Genomic DNA, 23,893 nt, shown 5'->3' with positions numbered 1-23,893 from the left:
GCACATCCGGTGTCACACGCGTTCCCACACGCCGCTCGGCGCCGGCCCCCGGCCGACCCGCCGTCCGAGCGGCGCGAGACGCGTTCGAGGGCCGGCGCGCGTCCGGTCTCACTCCGAACATGCACCGGCCCTCGACAGCAGGGCGGAGGCGAGCCGCCGCAGCGGGCTGCGCGGACACCGTGCCCGTGAGACTGCCCGCAGCGGTGCCCGCTACTCGTCGCTCTTGCCGCTCTCCTGGAACGCCTCCTTCAGCGTCTCGATGGACTGGGCGTCGGTCAGCGTGGAGACGTCACCGAGCTCGCGGTTCTCGGCCACGTCCTTGAGCAGGCGGCGCATGATCTTTCCGGAGCGGGTCTTGGGCAGCTCCGGGACGACCAGGATCTGGCGCGGCTTGGCGATCGGGCCCAGGTGCGCGCCGACGTGGTCGCGCAGCTCCTTGATCATGTCGGCGCCGCCGTCACCGGCCTCGCTGCGCAGGATGACGAAGGCGACGATCGCCTGGCCGGTTACGGGGTCGCTGGCGCCGGTGACCGCCGCCTCGGCGACCTTGTTGTGCGCGACCAGGGCCGACTCGACCTCGGTGGTGGAGATGTTGTGGCCGGAGACGAGCATGACGTCGTCGACGCGGCCCAGTAGCCAGAGGTCGCCGTCTTCGTCGCGCTTGGCTCCGTCGCCGGGGAAGTACAGCCCCTCGAAACGCGACCAGTAGGTCTTCTTGTAGCGCTCGGGGTCGCCCCAGATGCCGCGGAGCATCGCGGGCCAGGGCTCGCGGACGACGATGAGGCCGCCGTGGCCGTTGGGCACCGACTCGCCGGACTCGTCGACGACGTCGACTACCACGCCCGGGATGGGGTGCATCGCGGCGCCGGGCTTGCCGTGCGTGATGCCGGGCATGGGCGTGACCATGATCGCGCCGGTCTCGGTCTGCCACCAGGTGTCCACGATGGGCGTGCGGTTGCCGCCGATGTGCGTGCGGTACCACATGTAGGCCTCGGGGTTGATGGGCTCGCCGACCGAGCCGAGCACCCGCAGGCTGGAGAGGTCGTACTGGGCGGGGTACTCCTCGCCCCACTTCATGAAGGTGCGGATGGCCGTGGGGGCCATGTAGGCGAGGGTGACGCCGTACTTCTGCACGATCTCCCAGAAGCGGGCCTTGTGCGGGGTGTCGGGTGTGCCCTCGTACATCACCGAGGTGGCCCCGTTGGCGAGCGGACCGTAGACGATGTAGGAGTGGCCCGTGACCCAGCCGATGTCGGCGGCGGTCCAGAAGACGTCGGACTCGGGCTTGAGGTCGAAGACCGCCCAGTGCGTGTAGGCGACCTGGGTGAGGTAGCCGCCGGTGGTGTGCAGGATGCCCTTGGGCTTGGCCGTGGTGCCGCTGGTGTACATGATGTACAGCGGGTGCTCGGCGTCGTGGGCCTCGGCATCGTGCTCAGTCGGCTGGCGATCGACGATGTCGTGCCACCAGACGTCGCGGCCCTCGTTCCACTCGACTTCCTGGCCGGTGCGGCGCACCACGAGCACGTTCTCGACAGCGGGGCGGTCGCGCACGGCGTCGTCGACGGCCGGCTTGAGGGAGCTGGGCTTGCCGCGGCGGTATCCGCCGTCGGCGGTGATGACGAGCTTGGCCTCGCTGTCGTCGAGCCGGGTGCCGAGGGCGTCGACGGAGAATCCGCCGAAGACCACCATGTGCACCGCGCCGATGCGCGCACAGGCGAGCATGGCGACCACGGTCTCGGGGATCATCGGCATGTAGACGGCGACGCGGTCGCCCTTGTTCACGCCGAGTTCGGTGAGCGCGTTGGCCGCCTGGCAGACCATGTCCTTGAGGTCGGCGTAGGTGATGGCGCGGGTGTCGCCGGGCTCACCCTCCCAGTAGAAGGCGACCCGGTCGCCGCGGCCCGCGTCGACGTGCCGGTCGACGCAGTTCACCGCGGCGTTGAGCTTGCCGCCGGTGAACCACTTGGCGAATGGCGGGTTCCACTCCAGGACGTTGCTCCACGGCTGCTCCCACTGCAGCCTGCGCGCCTGTTCCTCCCAGAACCGCAGCCGGTCGGCGGAGGCGGCGTCGTACGCGTCGGCCTGCACGTTCGCGTCTGCGGCGAGATCCGCGGGGGGCGGGAAGCTCCGGGACTCCTGAAGAAGGTTGGACAGTGTCTCCTGACCCTGCCCCTGGGGAGTCTCAGCCACTGTTAAGTCTCCTTACTTATTACGTTCCCACAGAACATATCGTGTGGTGGAACCCACTTCATCAAGTGGCGACGGCAACATACAAGACTCCCGTGCCCGGCCTGTGGACGGACGGTCTCCCCCGGAGACAGGCGGTTGCTCCCGGGCTGTGGACGGACATCGGTTACCGTTGAGTAGGGTTGATGGCGTGAACGCAGCACCCGACGAGCCCTTGCAGCGAGTCGCCGACCTGCCCGGTGTCGGAGCGGCCGTCGACGAGACCCGCACCGTCGTCGACCGCCTCCTCGGCCACCGCATCCTTCGGCGGCGCAGCAGCGACGTCTCCATGGAGTCGGCGCTGCGCGGCGCCCGCGCATCAGCGGTCCTCGACGGAGCACGGGCCGAATTGGAGGAGGTCCGCGCCGGCCGCAGTGACGACCCGCGCATCAAGGGCGCGCTGCGGGTGTCCGGCGAGCTCGGGCTGCTCGCCGAGACCTGGACCAAGGCGCCCCGCCAGGTGCTCGCCCGCCTGCACTCGCTCGCCGCCGCCGACGGCATCGCCGACGAGTCGCTGGGGCGGCCGCGCCACGACGGCGAGGACGTGCGCGACCCGCTGGACCTGGGTCGACCACCGCGAGCGGCCGAGGTGGCGGCCCGGATCGACGCACTGGACGCCCTGCTTGCCACACCCGCGAAGGTCCCCGCCCTGGTCGTCGGCGCCGTCGTGCACGGCGAACTGGCCGCGTTGCGCCCCTTCGGCTGGGGGGACGGCATGGTCGCCCGCGCGGCCGAGCGCCTGACGCTGATCGCGCGGGGGCTGGACCCCAAGTCCCTGGTGCCCACCGAACTCGGATACCTCGAACTCGGCGACGAGTACGCCTTGGCGCTGCGCGGGTACCAGACCGGTACGCCCGACGGGGTCGGCGGCTGGGTCGCCTACTGCTGCCGAGCCGTGGCCGCCGGAGCCCGGGACTCGCTGGCCACCTGCGAGGCGCTGCAGCGCGGGTGAGGGCGGTTCGGCGCCCGCGTAGCCTGCCGGCTCAGCCGCGGGCCCGCTGGGTCGAGGCCGTGCCGAAGGTGCCGTCGCGGCGCAGGCGCGATTCCGAGGACACAAGACCGAGGGGCGGAAGAGTGTTTCGCCCCTCGCTCGACCCTTCGCCCTTCGCGAAGCTGCGGACCGCGGGGAAACTCCGAGCGGACTAGCGGGATCGGGCGGGCGCGGGAAGCCCCACCGAACACGCAATCTCGATCCGATTACTTTTCCCCGGCAAGAACAGCCGATATGACCGGTTTGGGACTCTTGCGCACATAAAGACGGCACCCCGCCCGGTCCCGGACCGCTGGTCGGGGCGCCGCCGCAAACACGGACACCCGGGCTATCATGCGTGCTTACTCATAGTCCGACCAGCGATTGCTCCCCGATCTGGACGAGCCTCCCGCGGCTTGGTGACGCGTGGGTACCCGGTGCCCGTGTTCGGTGGATCGCCGATCCACCTTGTCCTTCCTTTGTACGCCTGCCGGCGGACACTGAAAAGCCCCTGCGAGGTCAAAACATCCCGGCGGTACGCCAATTCGGCGTGGTAGCGTCTCGTGCTATACCTATTACTCAGGTGAGGACGCAAGCACCCCTCGGCTTACTCCCCGGCGCGCCCCGGCCGACGCAGTCCGCCTTATTCGGATCTGGTGCAATTTACCCGCTTATGTGACGATGTGGACGAGGCTCGGATCCTCGACCGCGCTACGACCTGTCGGGCTCTGCGCCCGAGACGCGAGACTTATCCGGAAGCGGTACCGGCTCTACCCCCCCAGAGCCGGGACCGTCCGACGGCCCCCGCTATCCCCCCGGCGGGGGCCGTCGTCATCTCCGCTTCCGACGGGGCGCCGGTGCGCGGCCGGCACAGCGGTATCGGCGTCTTGCACCGGTGGACCCGGCGGGCGCGGGCCCCGGTGACAGCGGCTGGGCGCGGCGCTCAGCGGGCGGACGCCGCTGCGGCGAAATCGGAGGTCGGCCGCCCGCCGCCCCGGTCGGCGGCCGTGCTCGCCCCGTAGGAGGTAGGCAACGTGCCGACCGCGACGGGCCCCTGCCCTACGCCCGCCACGAGCAGGGCGGCTCCGCGCACCACCGCCGGGAGCGCCAGGGCGGCCGCTACTCCGATAGCGGCGTTCAGGGCGACGGCGGGGCCGAGGCCGGAGCCGAAGCCGAGCAGCTCGGCCAGAGTCGTGTTCCCCGGGATGCGCGACGTGATGGGGCCGTAGAGCGGGTACAGCACGCCGCCCAGGGCCACGGCCCACCAGGCGAGTGTGACGGCGAAGGCGGCGACGGCCACCGGCAGGCGCAGCACCGCCCCCAGCGCGTCGAACCAGCTCTGCGGGCAGCGCAGCGGCGTGAGCAACCGGGCCCAGGTACCGGAGCCGGCGGGAGGGGACCGGTATACAGGCGGTGCCGGCGGCGTCGCGAGCACCTGCGTCAGCCAAGCGCGGTCGGCGATCGCGATGCCCCGCGCGACGCGCAGGGTGGTGGCGGCGACCGGAAGCCCGACCACGATCGGCAGCAGCCCGGCGCCGAGCGCGAGCCCGGTCACCACCAGGACGAAGCCGACGACGGCCATGGGCAGGGACAGCAGCGTGTAGCGGGTGTCGGCGGCGAGTCGCAGCAGGATCGTTCGCATACCGGAAATCCTCCTGCTCGACGCCCTCCGGGTCACTGGCGCACGGGCACCGAACGGGGGTGGTGCCCGCACCACCCCGTCCCGGGGTGTCCGCCGGATGCAGCACAGCCGCGGGCTTCAGGGCAGGCCGAACGCCATTGTCCACAGGCTGGGAATCCGGCTTGGAACGGGCACCGGCGCGGAGCGAGCGTAGAAGGAGCCGACTTCGCACCGGGAGGCCACATGGACCCATCCGCCCCTGCGCGTCCCCTGCTCGTCACCCACGACACCGAGCTGCTTGACGACCTCCTCCGGCTGGCGGCCGCCGCCGGAGTCGAGCCGACCGTCGCCCACCACGCGGCCCAGGCGGTGCCCGAGTGGGCACGCGCACCGCTGATCGTCGTGGGGGCCGACCTCCTGTCCGCAGCCGCGGCACTCGATCCCGACCCCCGGCGGCACGTGGTCGTGGCCGGGCGCGGCGCCGATGCGCGCGAAGGGCCGGTGTGGGAGGCGGCGCTGCGGGTGGGCGCCGAGGCGGTGCTGTCGCTGCCCGCCGACGAGTCCCGGCTCGCGGGCCTGCTCACCGAGTCGGCGCACGGGCGCGCCGAACTCTCACCCGTCGTATCGGTCGTGGGGGGCCGCGGCGGAGCGGGAGCCAGCCTGCTGGCCCTCGCCCTGGCCATGGCCGCCCAGCGCCGCGGCCTGCACGCCGCACTCGTCGACGCCGACCCCCTCGGCAGCGGCCTCGACACCCTACTGGGCAGCGAGGATGTGGCAGGTGACCGCTGGGGCGACCTCGTCGGCCGCCAGGGCCGACTCAACTGGCCTGCGCTGCGCGCACGTCTGCCGGACGTGCGCGGAGCCGCTCTCGTCACGTGGGCGCAGGGCACGACCGCGGCCGTGCCGCCCGCCGCCATGCGCGCGGTGCTCGCCTGTGCCGCCCGCGGCGCCGACCTCGTCGTCGCCGACCTTCCGCGCGCTTCGGAACCGGCGTCCGACGAAGCGCTGCGCCGCAGCTCGGTGGTGCTCCTGGTCGTGCCGTCGGAGTTGCCCGCCGTGTTCGCCGCCGCGCGACTGGTGCCGCGGTTGCGCCGCGCTGCCCGCGACCTCCGGCTGGTCGTACGCGAGAACGGCACCGGACTCGGTGCCGACGACGTGGCCCGCACGCTCGACCTGCCGGTGGGCGCGCGGTTGGGCACCGACCGCGCACTCCTGCGCGACGCGCGCCGGGGCACGGCCGCCGCCGGAACGCGCTCTTCGCCCTTGACCGACTGCGCCGACCGCCTCCTCGGCGGCCTGGTGCCCGCGAATGCACCGACGCCAGGAAGGACCCCGGCATGAACGGCTCCACAGCGCCCTCTTCACCATCGAGTGCGGCTGCGGACCTGCCCGCGGCCGTCCGCACGAGACTGGCACGCGAGGGCGGCGACCCCTCGCCCGCCCGCGTGGCCGCGGCCGTGCGCGCGGAGGGCGCGGCGCTGGGCGATACGGAGGTGCTGTCGCTCGTCCGGCTGCTGCGGGCCGACCTCGCCGGCGCGGGCCCGCTCGATCCGCTGCTCAGCGACCCCCGGATCACCGACATCCTGGTCAACGGCCCCGACCGGGTGTGGATCGACGACGGTGCCGGCCTGCGGCCCGCGCCGGGAATCCGGTTCGCCGACCACGCCTCGGTGCGCCGACTCGCCCAACGGCTCGCCGCGCAGGCCGGGCGACGGCTCGACAACGCAGCACCGTGGGTCGACGCCCGGCTGCCCGGCGGGGCGCGCTTCCACGCCGTGCTGCCGCCGGTGGCACCCGAAGGCGCGTGCCTGTCGCTGCGGCTTCCGCGCACCACGGTCTTCACCCTGGCCGAGCTCGTCTCCGCGGGCACGGTCCCGCCGGCGGGCGCACGGCTGCTGCGCGCCATCGTCACCTCGCGCACGGCGTTCCTCATCTCGGGCGGAACGGGGAGCGGCAAGACCACGCTGCTCTCGGCGCTGCTGTCCCTCGCCGCTTCCGCCGAGCGGATGGTCCTGGTCGAGGACTCCGCCGAACTGCGCCCGGACCACCCGCACGTGGTTCGGCTGCAGGCCCGTCCGCCCAACATCGAGGGCACCGGCGAGGTCGGCCTGCACGACCTGGTACGCCAGGCGCTGCGCATGCGTCCCGACCGGCTGGTCGTCGGCGAGGTGCGCGGTCCGGAGGCTGTGACTCTCCTCAACGCATTGAACACCGGCCACGACGGCGGGTGCGGCACCCTGCACGCCAATGCCGCGACCGATGTCCCCGCCCGCGTCGAAGCTCTGGCCTGCGCCGCGGGGCTCGGTCGCGAGGCCGTCCACAGCCAACTCGCGGCCACCCGGGCACTCGTCGTACACCTCGCCCGCGGCCCCGGAGGCGTCCGCCGCGTCGCGGAGGTATGCGTTCTGCGCCGCGACGCTACCGGCACCGTGCACGCCCTCCCGGCGGTGGCCTTCGCTTCTGACGGCACCCGCACCGAACACGCCGCACTGCCCGAACTGGTCACCCTGACCGGCCCCCACTGGCGCGACCCACCCGCCGACCCGACTTGAGACACGGCACGAAAGGGTCGCCGCTTCGGACCGAGCCACGCAGTCGGCGGCGAACCAATGCTCCGACCGCGCGAGCACCGCCTTCCAGCGGGGGCGAACGGTGCAGCGTTCTCCGCCACGGCGCCTGTGCGGCGGTACAGCGCTCATCTGCGCCGGCCCGACGAGGCGCATCTAAGCGGAGCGGCACGCCGACATCCGCACCGGCCCTCTCGCTCCCAGGGCCCACCCGTCCAACCGCGGACCTGCGCCCGGCGGACCATGTCCACGTCCGCAAGAGGTCGGGGCGCTCGTCACCGGCCCGGAAAGCACTCATCCGGTTCACCGCACCGCGCTCTCGCCCCAAGCGCCGGATTCTTTCCCCGATTAGGGGGCCGCGCTGTCCGGCGCGGCGGGTCAGGGCGTGGCGCCCTTCCCCCACCGCACCGCGGGTTCGCGGCGCACCCGCACCAACGATCAGCGAACGGAGTGACATGCCGACACCCGCACCGACCGCTACGACCGCCCTATTGCACGTTTTCGGGCTCGGCTCCCTGCTCGTGCCGCTGCACTGGCTCACAGGTCAGGCGGGCTGGCTCCTCGGATTCGGAGCCGTCGGCGGGATCGCGGCCACCCTCGTGCCCCGGCCCGCGATAGTGCGCCTCGCCGAGTTGAGAGGCGCACAACCGGCGACCGACGTCGGGCTCGACGAGCCACGGTGGCGGGAGGTGCTCGCACGGCGTCTGCGGGAGCGGCTCGGCACGGTGACGGGACGCGTGCAGGCGCGGCGGCGCCGTGCGGTCGTCGAACTGTGCCGAGTGCTGGCCACCGAGTTACGGGCGGGACGAGATCCGGGAGCAGCTGTGGAGACGGCGGTCGCCGAGCTCGACCCCGAGTCCGTTAACGAATTCGCGCCGCTCCGGGCGGCCGCGGGTAGCGCCCAGGACGTCGTACCCCCGCTGCGCGCGCTTGCCGCGGTCCGCGGCGCCGGCGGACTGGGGCACCTCGCCGCCTGCTGGCAGGTGGCCGCGACCACGGGCGCGCCGCCGGCGGACGTCGTCGACCGGCTGGCCGCGTCCCTGGCGGCCGAGGAGTCGCAGCGGCGCGAACTCGGCGCCCAGCTGGCGGGGCCCCGTGCCACGGCGGTGATGCTCAGCGTGCTGCCGGTGCTGGGCCTGGCGATGGCCGGTGCTCTGGGTGGATCACCGCTGGCTTTCCTATTCGTGACCCCGATCGGGCTGCTGTGCCTGGTCGCCGGACTTGCGCTCGATGCACTCGGCCTTTTCTGGACGTACCAGATGGTCAAGCGGGTTCTGCCCGATTCCGAAACGGAGTGAGCGGCCGTGTCTCCACTCGAACTGTGCGTGGTGGCCCTGGGCACCACCGCCGCTCTGCTTCTCCCCCGCGGTCCCGCGCGCGGACGCACGCTGCGCCGCCTGGAGCGGCTGCGTTCTCCCACCGCTCCTCCACCGAGACCGGTGCGCGCCCGACTGCGCCGCGCACTGCTGCTGTGGGGCGCGCCATCCGCGCCCGCACTCACGCTGCTCGCCGTCTTCGGACCGGCGGCGGCCGTACTGATCGGAGTGCCGATCGGAGCGGCGCTGCGATGGCGGCTCACCCGCGGCGACGGGCCCGCCGCTCCGCGGACCGAACGCGCCCGCATGTCGGCCGGCCTGCCCGTCGCGGTCGATCTCATCGTCGCGGGACTGCGCGCAGGAGGAGCTATGGAGGATGTCGTGGCCTCCGTCGCAAAGGCGGTCGGCGGGACACTGGGGCGCGCGCTCGGCGGCGTCGCCGAGCAGCTGCGCCTCGGCGCCGATCCGCGCACCGCCTGGCGGTCGGCCCAGGGGCCCGAGGAGTTCGAGGCGGTCGGGCGCGCTCTGGCCCGCGCGAGCGACAGCGGCACCCCGGTCGCCACGATCCTGCAACGCCACGCCGCCGAACTCCGCGACGCCGCGCGGGCCCGCGTCCTGAGCCGGACGCAGCGGCTCGGCGTCCTCAGCGCGGCCCCGCTGGGCCTGTGCTTCCTCCCGGCTTTCGTCCTCATCGGGGTGGTACCCCTCGCGGCCGGACTCATCTCCGACTTGGCGCTGCTGTAACGAAGGCGCCGTGGCGTCGGGGACCCGAAACGGATCGGGTGTGCTGTGCGGTCTTGTGGTCTGCGGGGAGGCAGGAGGCCTTAGGAAAAGCGGCGACGGCGGCGCGGATGGCAGAGCCCGCGCCCATCAGGTCGGGTGCTCGCCGGTGGCCCGCCGGACGGGGCGGCGAGGGCACCGCGGGGTGGCGCCTGCGCCCAACGAGCCGGGTGCTCGCCGGTGGCGGCGGCCAACGAGGCGGCGACAACGCCGGCGGCGGCGGGGCCGGGCCGCGGTGGTCGGGGCGGCGGTCACCGCCCCTGGCCCGCGGGTGGTCGAGCCCCGGGCGCCGCCATGCGGCCGGATCGGGGCCACGAGACGCACACACGTGCGACGGCACCCGCCTCGGCGTCGCCCCAAGGCGCCACCCCCGCACCGCCATTCCGCGATACGAAACAGCAGGGGATGTTTTGTCCGCCAATACCCGAATTCCCGATGGTCGTGCAGCCGCGCTGCGGCGGCGGTGGTCCACGAGGCACACCGAATGGCGCGAAAACGCCCCCGACATCAACTTTTCGTGCACCTCGTGGCCGCCGCGCCCGCCGAGACCGCCCGCAAAACGGGCATGGGCCACCAAAAGTCCACCCCATCGGGCCGTGGAGCCACCGGCGGCGACATCCGGGCGCCACGAGCGACGTGTCGTCGCCCCCCGACCCCCGATCCGGCGGCACCACAGGGCCGTGCGGGCACCCGCGCCCGCGCCCCACCGCGCGGCCTCCGGCCCGCGCGGTCCCGGCCGCAACACGGCGACACCCAGCCGGCCCACCGGCGCGGGTATGTCCCCTATGCCGGCCCATCCGGCGATGTATCGCGAACTTATGGCCGCGGAATACGCTTACCTGCGACCATAACTTCACGACAGACGGGCCAAGGCGCGCCGTCGGGCGCGCCACCGGCGAGCACCCGGTGCGATCGGCGCGGGCCCACTCCCACCGGACGGCGTTGCCACCGTGGATACCGGCCCTATCCGGTCGCCTCGACCGGGGGGCCTGAACTTCAGCCGATACCCGGCTCGTCCCAGGGTGCCACCGCAGCACGCTCCCGGTTCAAGGCGGCGAAGTACTACCGGGTTCGCGATGGCGGCCGGTGCCTTCAACGGAGTCGGGCCGGTGGCTGCTGCCGTTCATCCAGCTTTCTCGGGACCGCGAAGCACCGGCGATCGGCGGGCCCGGACCCTCGACCGACCCCGGACCTCCGACCGACCAGGACGAACGGCGAGGACCCGCACGGGCGTGAGCAGCTACGGAACCGGGCCATGCCCGAGTTCGGATGTGCACGGTGACGTGCAGAGAGAGGTCGTTAGCCAGACGGCACCGGATCAGCGTGGCTTCGTTGGCCACAGCGATCCGGCGGGCCTGGGCGCAGGCCGAACTCGCTCCCTCGCCGACGCGTGCGGCGCCGGCGAGGGCTGCGAGGTCGGCCGCCGTCGCCGCGCGGTGCCGGTCCACGCGCACGGCGGTCACCAGCACGACCGCCGACGCGGTGAACAGTACGACGGCGCACAGCGTCAGCATCCACACGGTCGCCGAACCCGTATCACCACCGCGGCGCATCCGCCCGCACTCCGACGGCTCACCCGGCCGCTGCGGAACGGCCACTCCACCGGTGTGCCGCCGCGTGGGTACGGCCGGCCGGGAATCTCCGGCTCTCCACCGGCGTGGCGGCGTGCCCCTCGACTTCGATCGGCAGGTGCGCCAGCGGGCCCAGCCGCACCGGAGCCGCCACGGTGACCCGCGCGAGACCGCCGTCTTCGGCCAACCGCACTTCCGCGGCCTCGGGAGCCGTCTGTGCCACGGCGGCGCGGACCGCGTGCTCGGGCTCGCCGCGGGCCATTGCCCGCGCTCCGATACGCGCCGCGTCGGCACAGGCCACCTGCGCCGCCCCAGCCTGGATGACGGCCAGGGCGACTCCGAGCACGAGGACCAGGCTGGGCAGCGCGGCGGCCGTCTCGGCTGTGACACCGCCGCGGTCAGGCGTCGATCTGCAGCGCATCGGTGACGATCCCGGTCAGGGCGTCGCGCACCTCGGCGGAGGTGAGGATCGCGAACAGTACCGCTGCGAAGGCGCAGGCGGTGACCGTGCCCAGCGCGTACTCCGCAGTGGACATGCCGCGGTCGCCGAGCGCGGCGGGGCGGCCGCGCAGCCGCGGTTCGGGCAGGCCGTACAACCTGCACAGGCGCGCCACCATCCGCCGCACGACTTCGCGGAACACACAGACCGCGGCCATCCGCGCCCCACCGCAGTGGAAGACGCCGCGCACACGCCGAGCGAGCGGACGCGGTCGGGGGAGGGGAGAAGGGAGAACGGACACCTATGCCTCCGATCGGCTGGACACCCGTGAGTCAGCAGAACATCACGGCTGGTATCCAGACTCGTCGGAGCACATCAGCCGGGGAAAGTCGGATGCCCAGCCTGTGGACAAGTCGAAGCGGGAATAAATCCCGGCTGTCGGGAATCGTGGCCGGCGCCCGGTCGCCGCGGACGGCGAGCGGGGCGGAGGGGGCCACGCGGCTTCACCCGGAACGCTGACGCGCCCGATCGTCGACGGGGGTTTCCGCACCGACCGCGATCTGTGGGGGAACACCCTCAGGGCGGGACACCGCGGAGGCGGCAATGGGGCCGGGCTACGAAGCACACACGGCCACATTGCCGCAAGCTGCTGCGGCGAGGGCGCCCCGGGCGGAGCCGGGCGTCGAACTCATCCGGCGCCGGCGGGCGCGGCCGCCAACAGAGGGGTAGGGATCACGGGATGGGCCGACGGCCCCTTCCGTGGTCTCGCAATCGCCGCCCGGTGGGCATCCTCATATCCGTACCGCGCCGGGCTTCCGCCCGCCGCGGCGCCCGTCCCGCCGACGGAGCGCTTCGGCGCCGCCGGCCGGGACTTCTCGCATCCGCCGGTAGGGCCGCAGCCCACCGGGAGCGTCAGCGGGCCGACGCTTCGTCGTTCTGTGCGGACCAGTCGGACGGTACTCGATCCGCGGGCGTCCACTCGCCTTGCTCCGCGGGCGTCCACCCGGGTCGGGCGCGGTCCGGGGACGCCCACTCCGACGTGGGCTGCGGCTCCGGAGCCAGCCCCCACCCGGCGGCGGCCCCCCGTTCCGAATCGGCGGAGCCGGCACCGGCGGATCGGGCGGCCGGGTCGCCGCCGTCACCGCCGCTGTCCGCGTCGGGCCGGCCACCGCCGTCGTGGGCGCGGTCTTCGCCGGCCATGGCCCACATCCCCGCCGGGATCGTGAAGTAGGACGCCCACTCCGAGCGCGTTCCCTCGCCCAGGCGCTCCACCGTGTAGGTGAAGGTGCCGTCCGAGTGGGGCTGATGCGTGACGACGCGGGCGCTGCCGTGCGTACGCGCCTCAGCCGACGTCTCGGCCGCATCGTGCACCGCCAGACCGGACGGGTAGGGGTGCTGGGGGATCGGGTCGAGCATGAGATCTCCAGGATCGGGTGTTCGGGCCGGGGCGTCTTCTCCTGTCCGCAAAGGCGCTCCGGCGCTTGTGGCGCCTCCGCGTGCGGATCTCCCGCCTGCCCGCGTCGTCGGGGGCATATCGGCGACGGCGCGCACGCCGACATGGTCGGAGCGGCGCCGAAGACGCTGACTTTCCCGGACGAATTGTCCTAAACGTTCCCGTACCGCCGTTAACGCGGGGTCGGCGCCGGGCGCCCGCAGTCCCCTCCCCGGACACCGGCCCGGCGCGACCGGCTGTTCGGGAGTATCGTCCCAGCCCGCGCCGACCGCGGCAGCCGTTCCCGGAAAACCGGTCGCAATCCGGCGTCGGTCACTGCAGACACATCGACTGCGCGGCGCTTAGGCTCGACATAGCGACTGCAGTAGAGACGGCCGCTGTACGACTCATCCGTGACCGACTGCCGAACCACCGCGAACGGCTCGATGCGGCACCTCGCGGTGGTGGCCGTACTGGAGCCCGGGTCACGCCACATCCGTGCCTTGGAGATGCCGCACCCGCATGGGCACGCGTCCGGTACCGGCCGCAGCTATGCCGCATTGGACAGCGGAGGCGCAGCTATGACCGATCTCGCCCTCACGCGCAAGTTCGTCGAGGTGACCCATCGGCTCTCGGAGCCCGGCGACTTGACGACCAGACTGAACGATGCGGTCGCCCTGGCGGCCGATGCCGTCCCCGGCTGCGACTATGCCGGTGTCACCGTGATCCGGCGAGGAAGAGAGTTGCGCACTCCCGCCTACAGCGACGCCTCGACGCTGCTGGCCGATGGCGCCCAGTACGAACTCGACGAGGGGCCGTGCGTGGACACCGCTCGCAGCCACTCCCCATGGTTGCAGATCGACGACATCGGCCGAGACGGCCGCTGGCCGAGCTTCGCCGAGAAGGCCGAGGCCCTGGGCGTGCGCAGTGTGCTTTCCTGCCAGCTGAGCAGCCCCCGGGGGACGTTGGGCGCGCTCAACCTGTACTCCGAATCCCCGGGAGCCTTCGGCCCCTACGAGCGGGAGGTCGCGCTGCTCTTCACTGCGCAGGCGGGCATGCTGCTCGCTGCCGGCCGGATGGAGGAGTCGCTGCGCGCCGCGATCGACGCCCGGGAGCACATCGGAATCGCCATGGGCATCCTGATGGAGCGCCACAAGGTGTCCGCTACGCAGGCGTTCGAAATGCTCTCCAAGGTTTCGCAGGACACCAACACCAAGGTGCGCGACCTGGCCTCGCACGTCATCGAGACCGGCGAGGAGCCCGCGGAGCGCTAGACCACGGCCGGCCCCGCCCGGCCGGTTTCCCGGTGTCCAGGCTAGGCATCGCCGGCGAGGATCGCATCGATCAGCCGCAGCGCACCCGGCTTGCTCAGCGGATCGTTGCCGTTGCCGCACTTGGGCGACTGGATGCACGAGGGGCAGCCGTCCGTGCATTCGCAGTCGGCGATGGCGTGGCGGGTGGCGGCCAGCCACTCGCGGGCAGCCGCGTAGCCGCGCTCGGCGAATCCCGCTCCGCCCTCGTGACCGTCGTAGACGAACACCGTGAGGCACCCGGTGTCGGCGTGCAGCGCCGTCGAGACGCCGCCGATGTCCCACCGGTCGCAGGTGGCGAACAGCGGCAGCAAGCCGATCGCGGCGTGCTCGGCGGCATGGGCGGCGCCGCGTACCTCGACGTCGGCCTTGCGCAGCCGGTCGGTCGCCTCGGGCGAGAGCGTCCACCACACGGCGCGCGAGTTCAGCCGACGCTCGGGCAGGTCGAGCGCCTGTTCGCCGAGAACCGAGCCGGTGCGCACGTCGCGCTTCAGGTAGGACACCACCTGCCGGGTGACCTCGACCTCGCCGAAGCACACCGCCGCCTCCACCCCCCACTGCTCCCCGCGCAGCGTCCGCAGGACCTCGACCTCGGTGGTGTCACGCGCCCACGTGCTGTAGTCGGGCGCCTCGGCGTGCACCAGCGCCACCGACTCCTCCAGGTCCAGCTCGTCGACCACGTAGGTGAGTCCCTGATGCAGGTAGACCGCTCCGTCGTGGACGGTCCCGTGCGCCGCGGCCTCGTCGACCGTGCCCATCAGCTGCCCGCTGGCGGCGTCCACGATCTGCACCGGCGGACCGCCGGAGCCGCGCAGGTCGGCCAGTGCCGACGCGCGGTCGCGCCGGGTCCAGAACCATCCCCGCGGCCGCCGCCGCAGCAGCCCGCGCTCGACCAGGTCGTCGAGCACGTCCGCGGCCCCCGGGCCGAACAGGGCCAGGTCGTCCTCGGTCAGTGGGATTTCGGACGCGGCGGCGCACAGGTGCGGCCCCAGCACATAAGGGTTGTCCGGATCGAGCACGGTCGCCTCGACCGGCCGCCCGAAGACCGCCTCGGGATGGTGCACCAGGTAGGTGTCCAACGGGTCGTCGCGGGCGATGAAGACGGCCAGGGCGTCGCGCCCCGAGCGGCCCGCCCGGCCGGCCTGCTGCCACAGCGAGGCGAGGGTTCCCGGCCACCCGGTGACGACCACGGCGTCCAGGCCGGTGATGTCGACTCCCAGTTCCAGCGCGTTGGTCGTGGCCAGGCCCAGTAGTTCGCCGTTGCGCAGCGCGTCCTCCAGGCCCCGCCGGTCGGTGGCCAGGTAGCCGGCGCGGTAGGCGGCCACCCGCTCGGATAGCCGGTCGAGTCCGCCGGGGGCCGTTCCGGACTCCGCCGCGGGGGGAGCGGGGGCGTCGGCGGACGGCTCCGGAACCGCACTGCCGCCGGTTCGTTCCGCCTCAGGGCTCTGCGCCGGCGCGGGCGGTGCTTCGTACGGCTCCTCGGACCCAGACGCTTCGACTCGGTCCGCCCACCCGCCGTCCGACGGGCCGAGTTCCCACGGGTCCCGGTGCCCCGAGCCGCGCCCGCGGGAGGCGGCGCGGGCCTCGCGCTCACGCAGGATGCGCTGCGCGGTCAGCGCCACGACCTCCGACGCCTGCCGCGAGCGCACGAAGGCGAGGGTGCGCACACCCTTCTCCGCGAGGTCGGCCAGTACGTGCGCGGCCTCGGCGGTGGCGGTGCGCCGCACCGGCGCGCCGTTCTCGCCGGTCTGCGCGGTCAGCTCCGGCTCGATCAGCGCGAAGCTGAGCGCGGGCCGCGGCGAGGCGTCCCCGGTCACCGCCCGCACCGGCGCGCCGATCAGTCGGCACGCGCTCTCCTCGGGCGTCCCCGTGGTGGCCGAGGCCAGGATGAAAACGGGCTCGCTTCGGTAGCGGGCGCAGATGCGGCGCAGGCGCCGCACGATCTGGGCGACGTGGGAGCCGAATACGCCGCGGTAGCGGTGCGCCTCGTCGATCACGACGTAGCGCAGCCGCCGCAGGAAACCCGACCAGGCGGCGTGGTTGCCCAGGAGGGCATGGTGCAGCATGTCGGGGTTGGTCAGCACGTAGTTGGCGTGCGCGCGGATCCAGGCGCGCTCCTCGCGCGGGGTGTCGCCGTCGTAGGTGGCCGGCCGCAGTTCCGCCAGGCCGAGGTCGGCCAGCGCACGCCGCTGGTCGGCGGCCAGCGCCTTGGCGGGGGAGACGTAAAGCACGGTGCCGCCCTGTTCGACCGCTTCGGCGCAGGGCAGCAGGAACGCGAGCGATTTCCCCGAAGCGGTACCCGTGGCTATGATCACATTGCTACCGGAGCGCGCGAGATCCGCGGCAGCGGCCTGGTGGGTCCAGGGTGCCGTGATCCCCTGCTCAGCAAGCCGCTCACGTACCGAGGACGGTGTCCAGTCTGGCCAGTGTTCACTTACCCCGTCGCCACGCGGCAGGTGCTCCACATGTGTCACCTGCGGATTCCGGGTATGGTCTCGCCACAACCGGCGAAGCGCGGACTCTTGCTGAACGGCGTCCCCGCGTGTGCGGGGAGCGGATCCGGACACCCCGTCACCCTCCTCGGCAGGCGGCACATGCGATGACACTGATCGACCCCCGTTTCAGTGTGGCATCCGGGGGAAGGCATCCGCGCTGTCGTGGTTTCTTGTGCATAACAAGCAGATGCGAAGGGCAAGCGTGGTTGAATGCCGCACTGTGGGGTAACGCCCGGCAGAGATCACTTGCGGCTTTTCGCAGTTCGGCGCTGGAGGACTAGTGGACTTGAAGCTTGATCACCACACACAGGACGACACAGAGATCGTGGTCGTCGAGGGTGAGATCGACGTCTATACCGCGCCCCGGCTGCGTGAGCTCCTGATCGACCTGGTCAACAAGGGCAACTTCCATCTCGTGGTGAACATGGAGAAGGTGGAGTTCCTCGACTCGACCGGGCTCGGTGTGCTCGTGGGCGGCCTGAAGCGCGTGCGTGCCCACGACGGCACGCTCGATCTGGTCTGCACCCAGGAGCGCATCCTGAAGATCTTCCGGATCACCGGGCTGACCAAGGTCTTCGGTATCCACGACTCCGTGCAGGAAGCCATCGACAAACGCAAGTCGAAGTAGCTGCGTTTCGAGCGAACCATGGCACTCGTCCAGCTCACGATCAGCGCGCTGCCCGCCCATGTGCGCACGGCCCGGCTCATGGCCACGGCCGTCGCCCGGCGGGCGGGCATCGCCGAAACCGCCCTCGACGAGGTTCGGCTGGCGGTCGGCGAGGCATGCTCCCGCGCCGTAGAGGCGCACCGGGTGCACTGCCCCAGCCGCCCGATCCAGCTCGACCTGATCGACAGTGCGGTACCCCGCGGCTCGGCGGCGAACAACGCCGAAACCCCCGAGCGCGCGCCGCACAACGGCCATCCCGCTCAGCGCTTCGAGGTCGTGGTGTTCGACCGCGCCCCGGCCAAGGAGCCGGCGGCGAAATCAGGCGACCACATAGCCGACGCCGAGTTCGACTTCGGGGAGAACACGCCTCCCGGCGGTGTCTCGGGCCTGTCGCCCGATGTCGGCCTCGCCGTGATCGTCGGGCTCGCCGACGAGGTCAGCATCGAGCCCCATGAGGACGGCACCGTCGTCCGGATGAGCTGGCCCCTCGGCAAGGCCGATCCCGAATCCGACGCCGAACTCGTCGGCTGAGATCACAGACCCGCCCGCGACGCCCGCCCCTGCCGAAAGGGGCGTCAGCCCAGCGGGCACGGCCCCGCCCGCGCGGACGAGCACCGCGCGGGAGGGCCCGGCCGTCGCGGTCGGCCCATGGCCAAGGCGCAGCAAGGGCAAGCGCCTGTTTCCGGGGCGGCGGCTTCGTCCGCCGCGCTGCGGTGCGCAGCGAGGCGGACTCTCACCGCTCCCGCGCCACGGCGCCTCCCGCTGGACCGCCGCACGCCCGGACTCAGTCGCACTCCTGGGTGGACACCGCCCCGGTCGCATCGGCGCCGCGCTCGGCGTTGGCGGCGACCTCCTCGGCGGTGAGCACGTAGCCGGTCTCGTCCTCGTTGGTGGCCGCGGCGAACACGACACCGTAGACGTTGCCCTCGGGTGAGAGCAGCGGCCCGCCGGAGTTGCCCGGCCGCACCTCGGCCCGGATCTGGTAGATCTCCCGGCTCACCTGCTGCGAGTGGTAGAAGTCCGGGCCCTGGGCGGTCTGCTCGGCCCGGATGCGGGCGGGCACGGCGGTGAAGCCGTTGTTGCGCGGGTACCCCGCGACCACCGCGCCGTCGCCCTTCTCGGCGTCGGTGGTGAACTGCAGCGGGTCCTGTCGGAGGCCGTCGACGTCGAGAACGGCGATGTCCTGCTGCGGGTCGTAAAGCACGACCGTGGCGGGCAGCGGCTGCCCGGACCGCGTCACGACGCGCAGGTCCTGGGTGACACCGGCGACCACGTGCGCGTTGGTCATCACCCGGCCCTGGGAGTAGACGAACCCGGTCCCTTCGACGCGCCGCTGGCATTCGGGCGCGGTGCCCAGCACCTTCACCACGCTCTGACCGGCCTCGCGCAGGCCCGCCGTGTCGAGCACATCGGGGTCGGGCGGCTGCACCTCGGCCGGATCGCCGCTGCCCAGGCCGCTGAAGACCTGCGGGAAGGCGCTCTGGTCGACGATCTGCCGGAAAGTGGAGAACCACGTCTGGGCGACCTCCGGCATGGCCCGGTCGACCGCGTGGAGCACCCGGGACTGCTGCACCTGGGAGTTGAGCACGGGGATAGCGGAGTTGGCGACGGCGCTGCCCACCAGCCAGGCCACCAGCAGCACCGACAGCGCGCTGACCACCGCCCCGCCCATCGCGTCCAGGACGCGCGCGGAGTCCCAGGTGACGCGGTTGCGTACGACGGCGCCCACATAGGAGGCGCCGAACTGGCCCATCGCCGCGGCCAGGAAGACGACCGCCACCGCCAGCAGCGCCTGCCGACCGGGATCGGTCACCAGCTCTTGGATGAGGGGCGGCGCGCCGAGAGCGGCCAGCACTCCGCCGCCGATGAATCCGGCGAAGCTCATGATCCCGACGATGAAGCCCTGGCGGTATCCCGACACCGCGAAAAGCAGCACCAGCACGACCAGGACCGCGTCGAGCACGATGCCGTCCATCACCACCTCACGCTCGCCTCAGGTTCCGGGCCGGTGGCGCGACGGCTCCGCCGCCTGCCGCTCGTCGTCGGATACCGAACCCGGCAGCGGGACCGGTTCCGCCTGCTTCCCGTCCAGCCACGGCCGCTCCCAGCCTCCCAGAACGAGCAGCCGGTGCAGAATCGCCGCCGTGAACCCCCACACCAGCATGCCGCGGACGCGGAACGCGGGGCCCACCGATCCGTTGGGGTGGCGCACCCGGATGCGGTTGGCGGGGTCGGCGAGTTCGCTCACGGGCACCCGCACCACGCCGGCGACCTCGCCGGAGTCGGCCGCGTGCACCTCGGAGGGCTCGCGCCACCAGGCCAGCACCGGGACCACGCGGAAGCCGCTGTGCCGGATGAACAGTTCGGGCAGCCGCCCCAGCAGTTCGATCCCGAGCGGGTCCACGCCGGTCTCCTCGACGGCCTCGCGTACGGCGCAGTCCTCGGGGCCCTCGTCGTGGGGTTCGAAGGAGCCGCCGGGGAAGGCGGGCTGGCCCGAGTGCCTGCGCAGGCCGTTGCTGCGCTGGATGAGCAGCACGTCGGGGCCGGTCTCGCCCTCGCCGAACAGGATGAGCACCGCGGACTCGCGCCCACCGGACGCCGGAGGCCGCATCGCCGCGGGCACGGCCATGCGGCCACCCGCGCCGGCGAGCGAGGCCAGCCACTCGGGCGTGCTGATGTCCGGCTCGCCGTCGGGGCGCTCCCGGCGCCACCCGCTGGGCTGCCGCCCGCTCTTCGGCCCGGGACGACTCGGGTCGCCCTCGCTGCTCTCCACCGCGGTCATGCTCTGCCCGTCCCCTCCCGGCCGGGTACCGGCCCTCGCCTTCGCCTGGTGCGAACCGCCTAGGAGAACGGGCCATTCCGCACGAGCGCCGCGGCGTCGGCCTCGTCGGTGGGCCCCTCGCCGAACGACGGGCACCAGCGCGCCAGTTCGCAGGCGCCGCACGCGGGGCGCCGCGAATGGCAGATCCGGCGGCCGTGCCAGATCAGCCGGTGCGACAGCAGCGTCCAGTCTTTGGGCGGGAACAGATCGCCGATGGCATGCTCCACCTTGACCGGGTCACTCTCCAGGGTCCAGCCGAAGCGGCGCACCAGCCGACCGAAATGGGTGTCGACGGTGATCCCGGGGACGCCGAAGGCGTTCCCGAGCACCACGTTGGCGGTCTTGCGCCCGACCCCGGGCAGCTTGACCAGCGCGTCGAGGTCGCCGGGCACCTCGCCGCCGTACTCGTCGCACAGCTTGCGCCCCAGGCCGAGGATGCTGTTGGCCTTGGAGCGGTAGAAGCCGGTCGAGCGGATCAGGCCCTCCAGCTCCTCGCGGTCGGCGGAGGCGTAATCGGCCGCCGAGGGGTAGCGGGCGAAGAGCTTCGGGGTCACCTGGTTCACGCGCTTGTCGGTGCACTGCGCCGAGAGGATGGTCGCCACCAGCAACTCCAGCGGCGAGGTGAAATCAAGCTCACAGTGCGCATCGGGATACAACCGGGCCAATTCCCGGTTTATCCGTCGGGCGCGTCTCACCAGGGCGAGACGCGACTCACCCGTGGGCGTCTGCGCCGCGCCGCCGTTCGGCTCGGCGCCGGGCGGGGTGGTCTGATCAGGCGTGGCAGTATCTCCGAGCACGCCCCAAAGACTACGTACCCGCGGTGCCGCCCGGACCCGGACGGCCGTGCGCACGAGCGTCGGCCGATAAACCGATACTGCGTCACCCGATGTCGGCAATGTCGGGAGTTCGGCGGGCCGGACCCCCTCGGGAGCCGGACAACCAATAGGATCGAGAAGGTGCTGACGTCGGCCGTGGCACTCGCACGTCACCCTGGCGACAAGCCGAGGCAACGACCTGGTTTCCCACCGGGGTGCGATATACGTCACACTGTTGACGGTCAGGCTTGCAAGGAGGAAGTGGTGGACGAGACCAACGAGGTGCTGCGCAAGGCCCCTCTTTTCGAGGCACTCGACGAGGAGGGCGCCGCCGCGCTGCGCGCCTCGGTGAGCGAGGTCCGGCTCGGCCGCGGCCAGACGCTGTTCTCCGAGGGCGACGAGGGCGACCGCCTGTACGTGATCCTCAGTGGCAAGGTGAAGCTGACCCGCGCCGCTGTCGACGGCCGCGAGAACCTGCTCAGTGTGCTCGGCCCAAGCGAGATGTTCGGCGAGCTGTCGCTGTTCGACCCGCGTCCGCGCACCGCCAGCGCCATCGCCGTCACCGACGCGGTGATGGCCGGACTTGGCCACGACGACCTGCGCCCCTTCATCGCCCAACAGCCCCAGGTCAGCCTTCAGCTGCTCAAGGCCCTGGCGAGCCGCCTGCGCCGCACCAACGACGTGATGAGCGACCTGGTCTTCACCGACGTGCCCGGCCGGGTGGCCGGCCAGCTGCTCGACCTCGCCGACCGGTTCGGCAAGGAGGGCGAGGACGGCCTGCACGTGCACCACGACCTCACTCAGGAGGAGCTGGCCCAGCTGGTGGGCGCCTCGCGCGAGACCGTGAACAAAGCGCTGGCCGAGTTCGCGCTGCGGGGCTGGCTGCGGATCGAGGCCAAAGCCGTCGTGCTGCTCGACGTCGAGCGGATGCGCCGCCGCGCACGCTGACACTGCGGACGCCGCGACCGGCGACCTCCGCCACGACCAACCGGGCCCGGCCGCGTGCCGGGCCCGTCGGCTGTCCGGGTCGCCGCCGGTTGAGGCCCCGACGGGCGGGCAGCCGCGGACCGCTCGGCCGCGGGATGCGCGCTCCGCTGCGGTCTCAGTCCTCGCCGAGCTCGGCGGGGATGTCACCGCGCTTGGCGAGGTAGCGCAGCTGCGCCCGCACCGACGAGCGCGCGGCGGGGACCACCGCCTCCTCGATACCGGCGTAGACGCGCGCGACGATGGCATCCGCCGTGCGGTCGCCCGCCTCGACGGCCGCGGTGACCTGGGCCAGGCGCGATTCGCGGTGCTCGATGTACTCGGTGAGCTTGGCCCCCGGCTCGGTGCAGATGGGCCCGTGGCCGGGCAGCAGCGCCCGCACGTCGGCGGCGGCCACCAGGTCGCGAAGTCGGTAAAGCGAGTCCATGTAGGCCGAGAGCCCGTCGTCGGCGATCATGGTCGTGCCGCTGCCGAGGACGGTGTCGCCGGTGAGGACGACGTCGTCGGCGGGCAGGTAAAAGCTCACGGAGTCGGCGGTGTGGCCGGGGGTGGCCACTACGCGCAACTCCAATCCGCCGGCCTCGACCACGTCGCCGTCGGCGAGCCCGTCGCCGCCGATGCGCAGGCCGGGCTCGACCGCGCGCACCGGCGCGCCCGTCAGCTCGGCGAAGTAGCGCGCGCCCTCGCTGTGGTCGGGATGGTGATGGCTCAGCAGCGCGGCCACGACCTGGGACCCCTGCTCCTGCACGGTGCGGGCGACCCGTTCGAGGTGGCGCTCGTCGTGCGGCCCGGGGTCGATCACGACGACGTCGCGTGCCCCCGGTTCCCGCAGCACCCAGGTGTTGGTGCCGTCCAACGTCATGGGCCCCGGGTTGGGGCACAGGACGCAGTTGGCGCGCAGCGTTCCGGAACCGTCGATCCTCATCGCACCTCGTTCTCTTCACCGCGCGGCGGCGGGGGGTAGGGGTGGGGTTGGGGTTCGCAGCGGGACTGGCCTGGGATTCAGCGCGGCGGGTAGGGGACTCCGTCGGGGACGACGATGCGGATCTCGCCGTCGACCTCGCGGATCGCGGGCTCGATGGGGATGATCTCGCGCGCGGCGGCCAAGGCCGCCTGCAGCGACCCGCACTCGGCCAGTTCCGCGCACGTCGCAACGGTCGGCGGCAGCATCTCCAGACGGCCGCGCCGCCACGCGGCCACGGCATCGGCGGGGCGCATCCAGGCGACGCGGTCGGCCTCGCCGCCGACGTCGCGGGTCTGCTGCCCCTCGGGCAGCGCGGCGGCGAAGAAGCGGGTGTCGAAGCGGCGCCATTCGCCGCGCGGGGTGATCCAACGCGCCCACGCGCGCAGCAGGTCGGTGCGCAGCACGAGGTCGCGCTTGCGCAGGAACTCGGTGAACGACAGCGTGTGGGCGACGAGCGCTTCGCGGTCGGCCTCCCAGTCGGCGCCGCGGGTGTCGGCGACCACGCCTCCGGCGGGCGGTCCGGCCAGCAGCACGCCCGACTCCTCGAACGTCTCGCGCACCGCGGCGCAGACGAGGCCCCGCGCGAGCGGCTCCGCCACCGCCAGGCGGTCGGCCCACTCGGCGGGAGGCGGGCCGACCCACCCGATGTCGCGGTCGGTGTCGCGCTCGTCCACCCCGCCGCCGGGGAAGACGTGCATGCCCGGGGCGAACCGCATGGAGGGCGTGCGCCGCAGCAGGTAGACCTGCAGCCCGCCGCCGCTGCCGTCCTCGGCCAGCAGCATGACCGTGGCGGCGGGGCGCGCCCCGCCGCCACGGTCGGCGCCGTCGGCGCCCGCGTCGCGCGGCCGCTCCCCTGTCATGCCCGTCGTCCTCCCGTCGGCCGTGGTGAACGAGCGCCGTCGCACCCGCTACCGG

Annotated in this window: 21 protein-coding genes; 9 read left to right on the top strand and 12 right to left on the bottom strand. The window is 72.8% G+C overall.

Annotation, left to right across the window (positions count from 1 at the left end; all coding sequences use genetic code 11):
* Positions 1-210: 210 nt before the first annotated feature.
* Complete coding sequence (acs, locus tag EKD16_RS00835; RefSeq protein ID WP_131096611.1) at positions 211-2,190, bottom strand: acetate--CoA ligase; 1,980 nt, start codon at positions 2,188-2,190, stop codon at positions 211-213.
* A 187-nt stretch (positions 2,191-2,377) separates the two neighbouring features.
* Here acs and EKD16_RS00830 point away from each other — a divergent pair, with 187 nt between their 5' ends.
* Positions 2,378-3,178 carry a Fic family protein gene (locus EKD16_RS00830; protein ID WP_131096610.1) on the top strand — a complete coding sequence of 267 codons (801 nt, stop codon included), beginning with the start codon at positions 2,378-2,380 and terminating at the stop codon, positions 3,176-3,178.
* 961 nt (positions 3,179-4,139) lie between these two features.
* On the opposite strand, the gene EKD16_RS00825 is transcribed toward EKD16_RS00830, so the two are convergent.
* On the bottom strand, positions 4,140-4,838 hold the full coding sequence (locus EKD16_RS00825; protein ID WP_131096609.1) for a sensor domain-containing protein: 699 nt from the start codon (positions 4,836-4,838) through the stop codon (positions 4,140-4,142).
* 222 nt (positions 4,839-5,060) lie between these two features.
* On the opposite strand from EKD16_RS00825, the gene ssd reads away from it, so the two are divergent.
* From ssd to EKD16_RS25940, 4 genes are all read left to right on the top strand, one after another.
* Positions 5,061-6,158, top strand: a complete 1,098-nt coding sequence (gene ssd / locus EKD16_RS00820; protein WP_131096608.1) for a septum site-determining protein Ssd — start codon at positions 5,061-5,063, stop codon at positions 6,156-6,158.
* On the top strand, positions 6,155-7,369 hold the full coding sequence (locus EKD16_RS00815; RefSeq protein ID WP_131096607.1) for a TadA family conjugal transfer-associated ATPase: 1,215 nt from the start codon (positions 6,155-6,157) through the stop codon (positions 7,367-7,369). Before ssd ends, EKD16_RS00815 begins: the two co-directional genes overlap by 4 nt.
* Positions 7,370-7,839: 470 nt before the next feature.
* Positions 7,840-8,682: a type II secretion system F family protein gene (locus EKD16_RS00810; RefSeq protein ID WP_131096606.1), complete on the top strand. Its 843-nt coding sequence runs from the start codon at positions 7,840-7,842 to the stop codon at positions 8,680-8,682.
* 6 nt (positions 8,683-8,688) lie between these two features.
* Positions 8,689-9,444 carry a type II secretion system F family protein gene (locus EKD16_RS25940; RefSeq protein ID WP_242677175.1) on the top strand — a complete coding sequence of 252 codons (756 nt, stop codon included), beginning with the start codon at positions 8,689-8,691 and terminating at the stop codon, positions 9,442-9,444.
* 1,082 nt (positions 9,445-10,526) lie between these two features.
* Here the strand turns inward: EKD16_RS25940 and EKD16_RS00800 are convergent.
* The 4 genes from EKD16_RS00800 to EKD16_RS00785 form a co-directional block, all read right to left on the bottom strand.
* Positions 10,527-11,033, bottom strand: a complete 507-nt coding sequence (locus tag EKD16_RS00800) for an Rv3654c family TadE-like protein (RefSeq protein WP_131096605.1) — start codon at positions 11,031-11,033, stop codon at positions 10,527-10,529.
* Between the two features lie 19 nt (positions 11,034-11,052).
* Complete coding sequence (locus EKD16_RS00795) at positions 11,053-11,472, bottom strand: TadE family type IV pilus minor pilin (RefSeq protein WP_242677174.1); 420 nt, start codon at positions 11,470-11,472, stop codon at positions 11,053-11,055.
* Positions 11,450-11,707 (bottom strand): DUF4244 domain-containing protein, encoded by a 258-nt coding sequence (locus EKD16_RS26560; protein ID WP_394347300.1) that lies wholly within the window; start codon positions 11,705-11,707, stop codon positions 11,450-11,452. Before EKD16_RS26560 ends, EKD16_RS00795 begins: the two co-directional genes overlap by 23 nt.
* A 695-nt stretch (positions 11,708-12,402) precedes the next feature.
* Positions 12,403-12,906, bottom strand: a complete 504-nt coding sequence (locus EKD16_RS00785; protein ID WP_131096604.1) for a hypothetical protein — start codon at positions 12,904-12,906, stop codon at positions 12,403-12,405.
* 429 nt (positions 12,907-13,335) lie between these two features.
* On the opposite strand from EKD16_RS00785, the gene EKD16_RS00780 reads away from it, so the two are divergent.
* Entirely contained in the window at positions 13,336-14,196 is an 861-nt protein-coding gene (locus EKD16_RS00780; RefSeq protein ID WP_131096603.1) for a GAF and ANTAR domain-containing protein, read from the top strand.
* Positions 14,197-14,237: 41 nt separating this feature from the next.
* Here EKD16_RS00780 and EKD16_RS00775 read toward each other — a convergent pair whose 3' ends face one another.
* The gene (locus EKD16_RS00775) at positions 14,238-16,706 is read right to left on the bottom strand and encodes a DEAD/DEAH box helicase (RefSeq protein WP_207391403.1); all 2,469 of its coding nucleotides are present in this window, start codon (positions 16,704-16,706) and stop codon (positions 14,238-14,240) included.
* A 301-nt stretch (positions 16,707-17,007) separates the two neighbouring features.
* Here EKD16_RS00775 and EKD16_RS00770 point away from each other — a divergent pair, with 301 nt between their 5' ends.
* Both EKD16_RS00770 and EKD16_RS00765 read left to right on the top strand, forming a co-directional pair.
* Positions 17,008-17,355, top strand: a complete 348-nt coding sequence (locus EKD16_RS00770; protein ID WP_131096601.1) for an STAS domain-containing protein — start codon at positions 17,008-17,010, stop codon at positions 17,353-17,355.
* An 18-nt stretch (positions 17,356-17,373) separates the two neighbouring features.
* Positions 17,374-17,925: an ATP-binding protein gene (locus EKD16_RS00765; protein ID WP_131096600.1), complete on the top strand. Its 552-nt coding sequence runs from the start codon at positions 17,374-17,376 to the stop codon at positions 17,923-17,925.
* 253 nt (positions 17,926-18,178) lie between these two features.
* On the opposite strand, the gene EKD16_RS00760 is transcribed toward EKD16_RS00765, so the two are convergent.
* The 3 genes from EKD16_RS00760 to nth all read right to left on the bottom strand — a co-directional run bounded on the left by EKD16_RS00760 (position 18,179) and on the right by nth (position 20,892).
* Positions 18,179-19,357: a MarP family serine protease gene (locus EKD16_RS00760; protein ID WP_131101859.1), complete on the bottom strand. Its 1,179-nt coding sequence runs from the start codon at positions 19,355-19,357 to the stop codon at positions 18,179-18,181.
* A 30-nt stretch (positions 19,358-19,387) separates the two neighbouring features.
* Complete coding sequence (locus tag EKD16_RS00755; RefSeq protein WP_242677362.1) at positions 19,388-20,023, bottom strand: NUDIX hydrolase; 636 nt, start codon at positions 20,021-20,023, stop codon at positions 19,388-19,390.
* 212 nt (positions 20,024-20,235) lie between these two features.
* Entirely contained in the window at positions 20,236-20,892 is a 657-nt protein-coding gene (nth, locus tag EKD16_RS00750; RefSeq protein ID WP_207391512.1) for an endonuclease III, read from the bottom strand.
* Positions 20,893-21,294: 402 nt separating this feature from the next.
* On the opposite strand from nth, the gene EKD16_RS00745 reads away from it, so the two are divergent.
* A complete protein-coding gene (locus EKD16_RS00745) occupies positions 21,295-21,978 on the top strand; it encodes a Crp/Fnr family transcriptional regulator (protein WP_131096597.1) in 684 nt (227 codons plus the stop codon).
* 154 nt (positions 21,979-22,132) lie between these two features.
* Here EKD16_RS00745 and EKD16_RS00740 read toward each other — a convergent pair whose 3' ends face one another.
* A complete protein-coding gene (locus EKD16_RS00740) occupies positions 22,133-22,939 on the bottom strand; it encodes an MBL fold metallo-hydrolase (protein ID WP_131096596.1) in 807 nt (268 codons plus the stop codon).
* A 77-nt stretch (positions 22,940-23,016) separates the two neighbouring features.
* The gene (locus tag EKD16_RS00735; protein ID WP_131096595.1) at positions 23,017-23,838 is read right to left on the bottom strand and encodes an NUDIX hydrolase; all 822 of its coding nucleotides are present in this window, start codon (positions 23,836-23,838) and stop codon (positions 23,017-23,019) included.
* Positions 23,839-23,893 lie beyond the last annotated feature (55 nt).

Origin of the sequence: Streptomonospora litoralis, assembly GCF_004323735.1 — a bacterium.
Classification (GTDB): domain Bacteria; phylum Actinomycetota; class Actinomycetes; order Streptosporangiales; family Streptosporangiaceae; genus Streptomonospora; species Streptomonospora litoralis.
The sequence above is the reverse complement of the archived record's forward strand: the minus strand, read 5'-3'. Positions and strand labels throughout refer to the sequence as shown.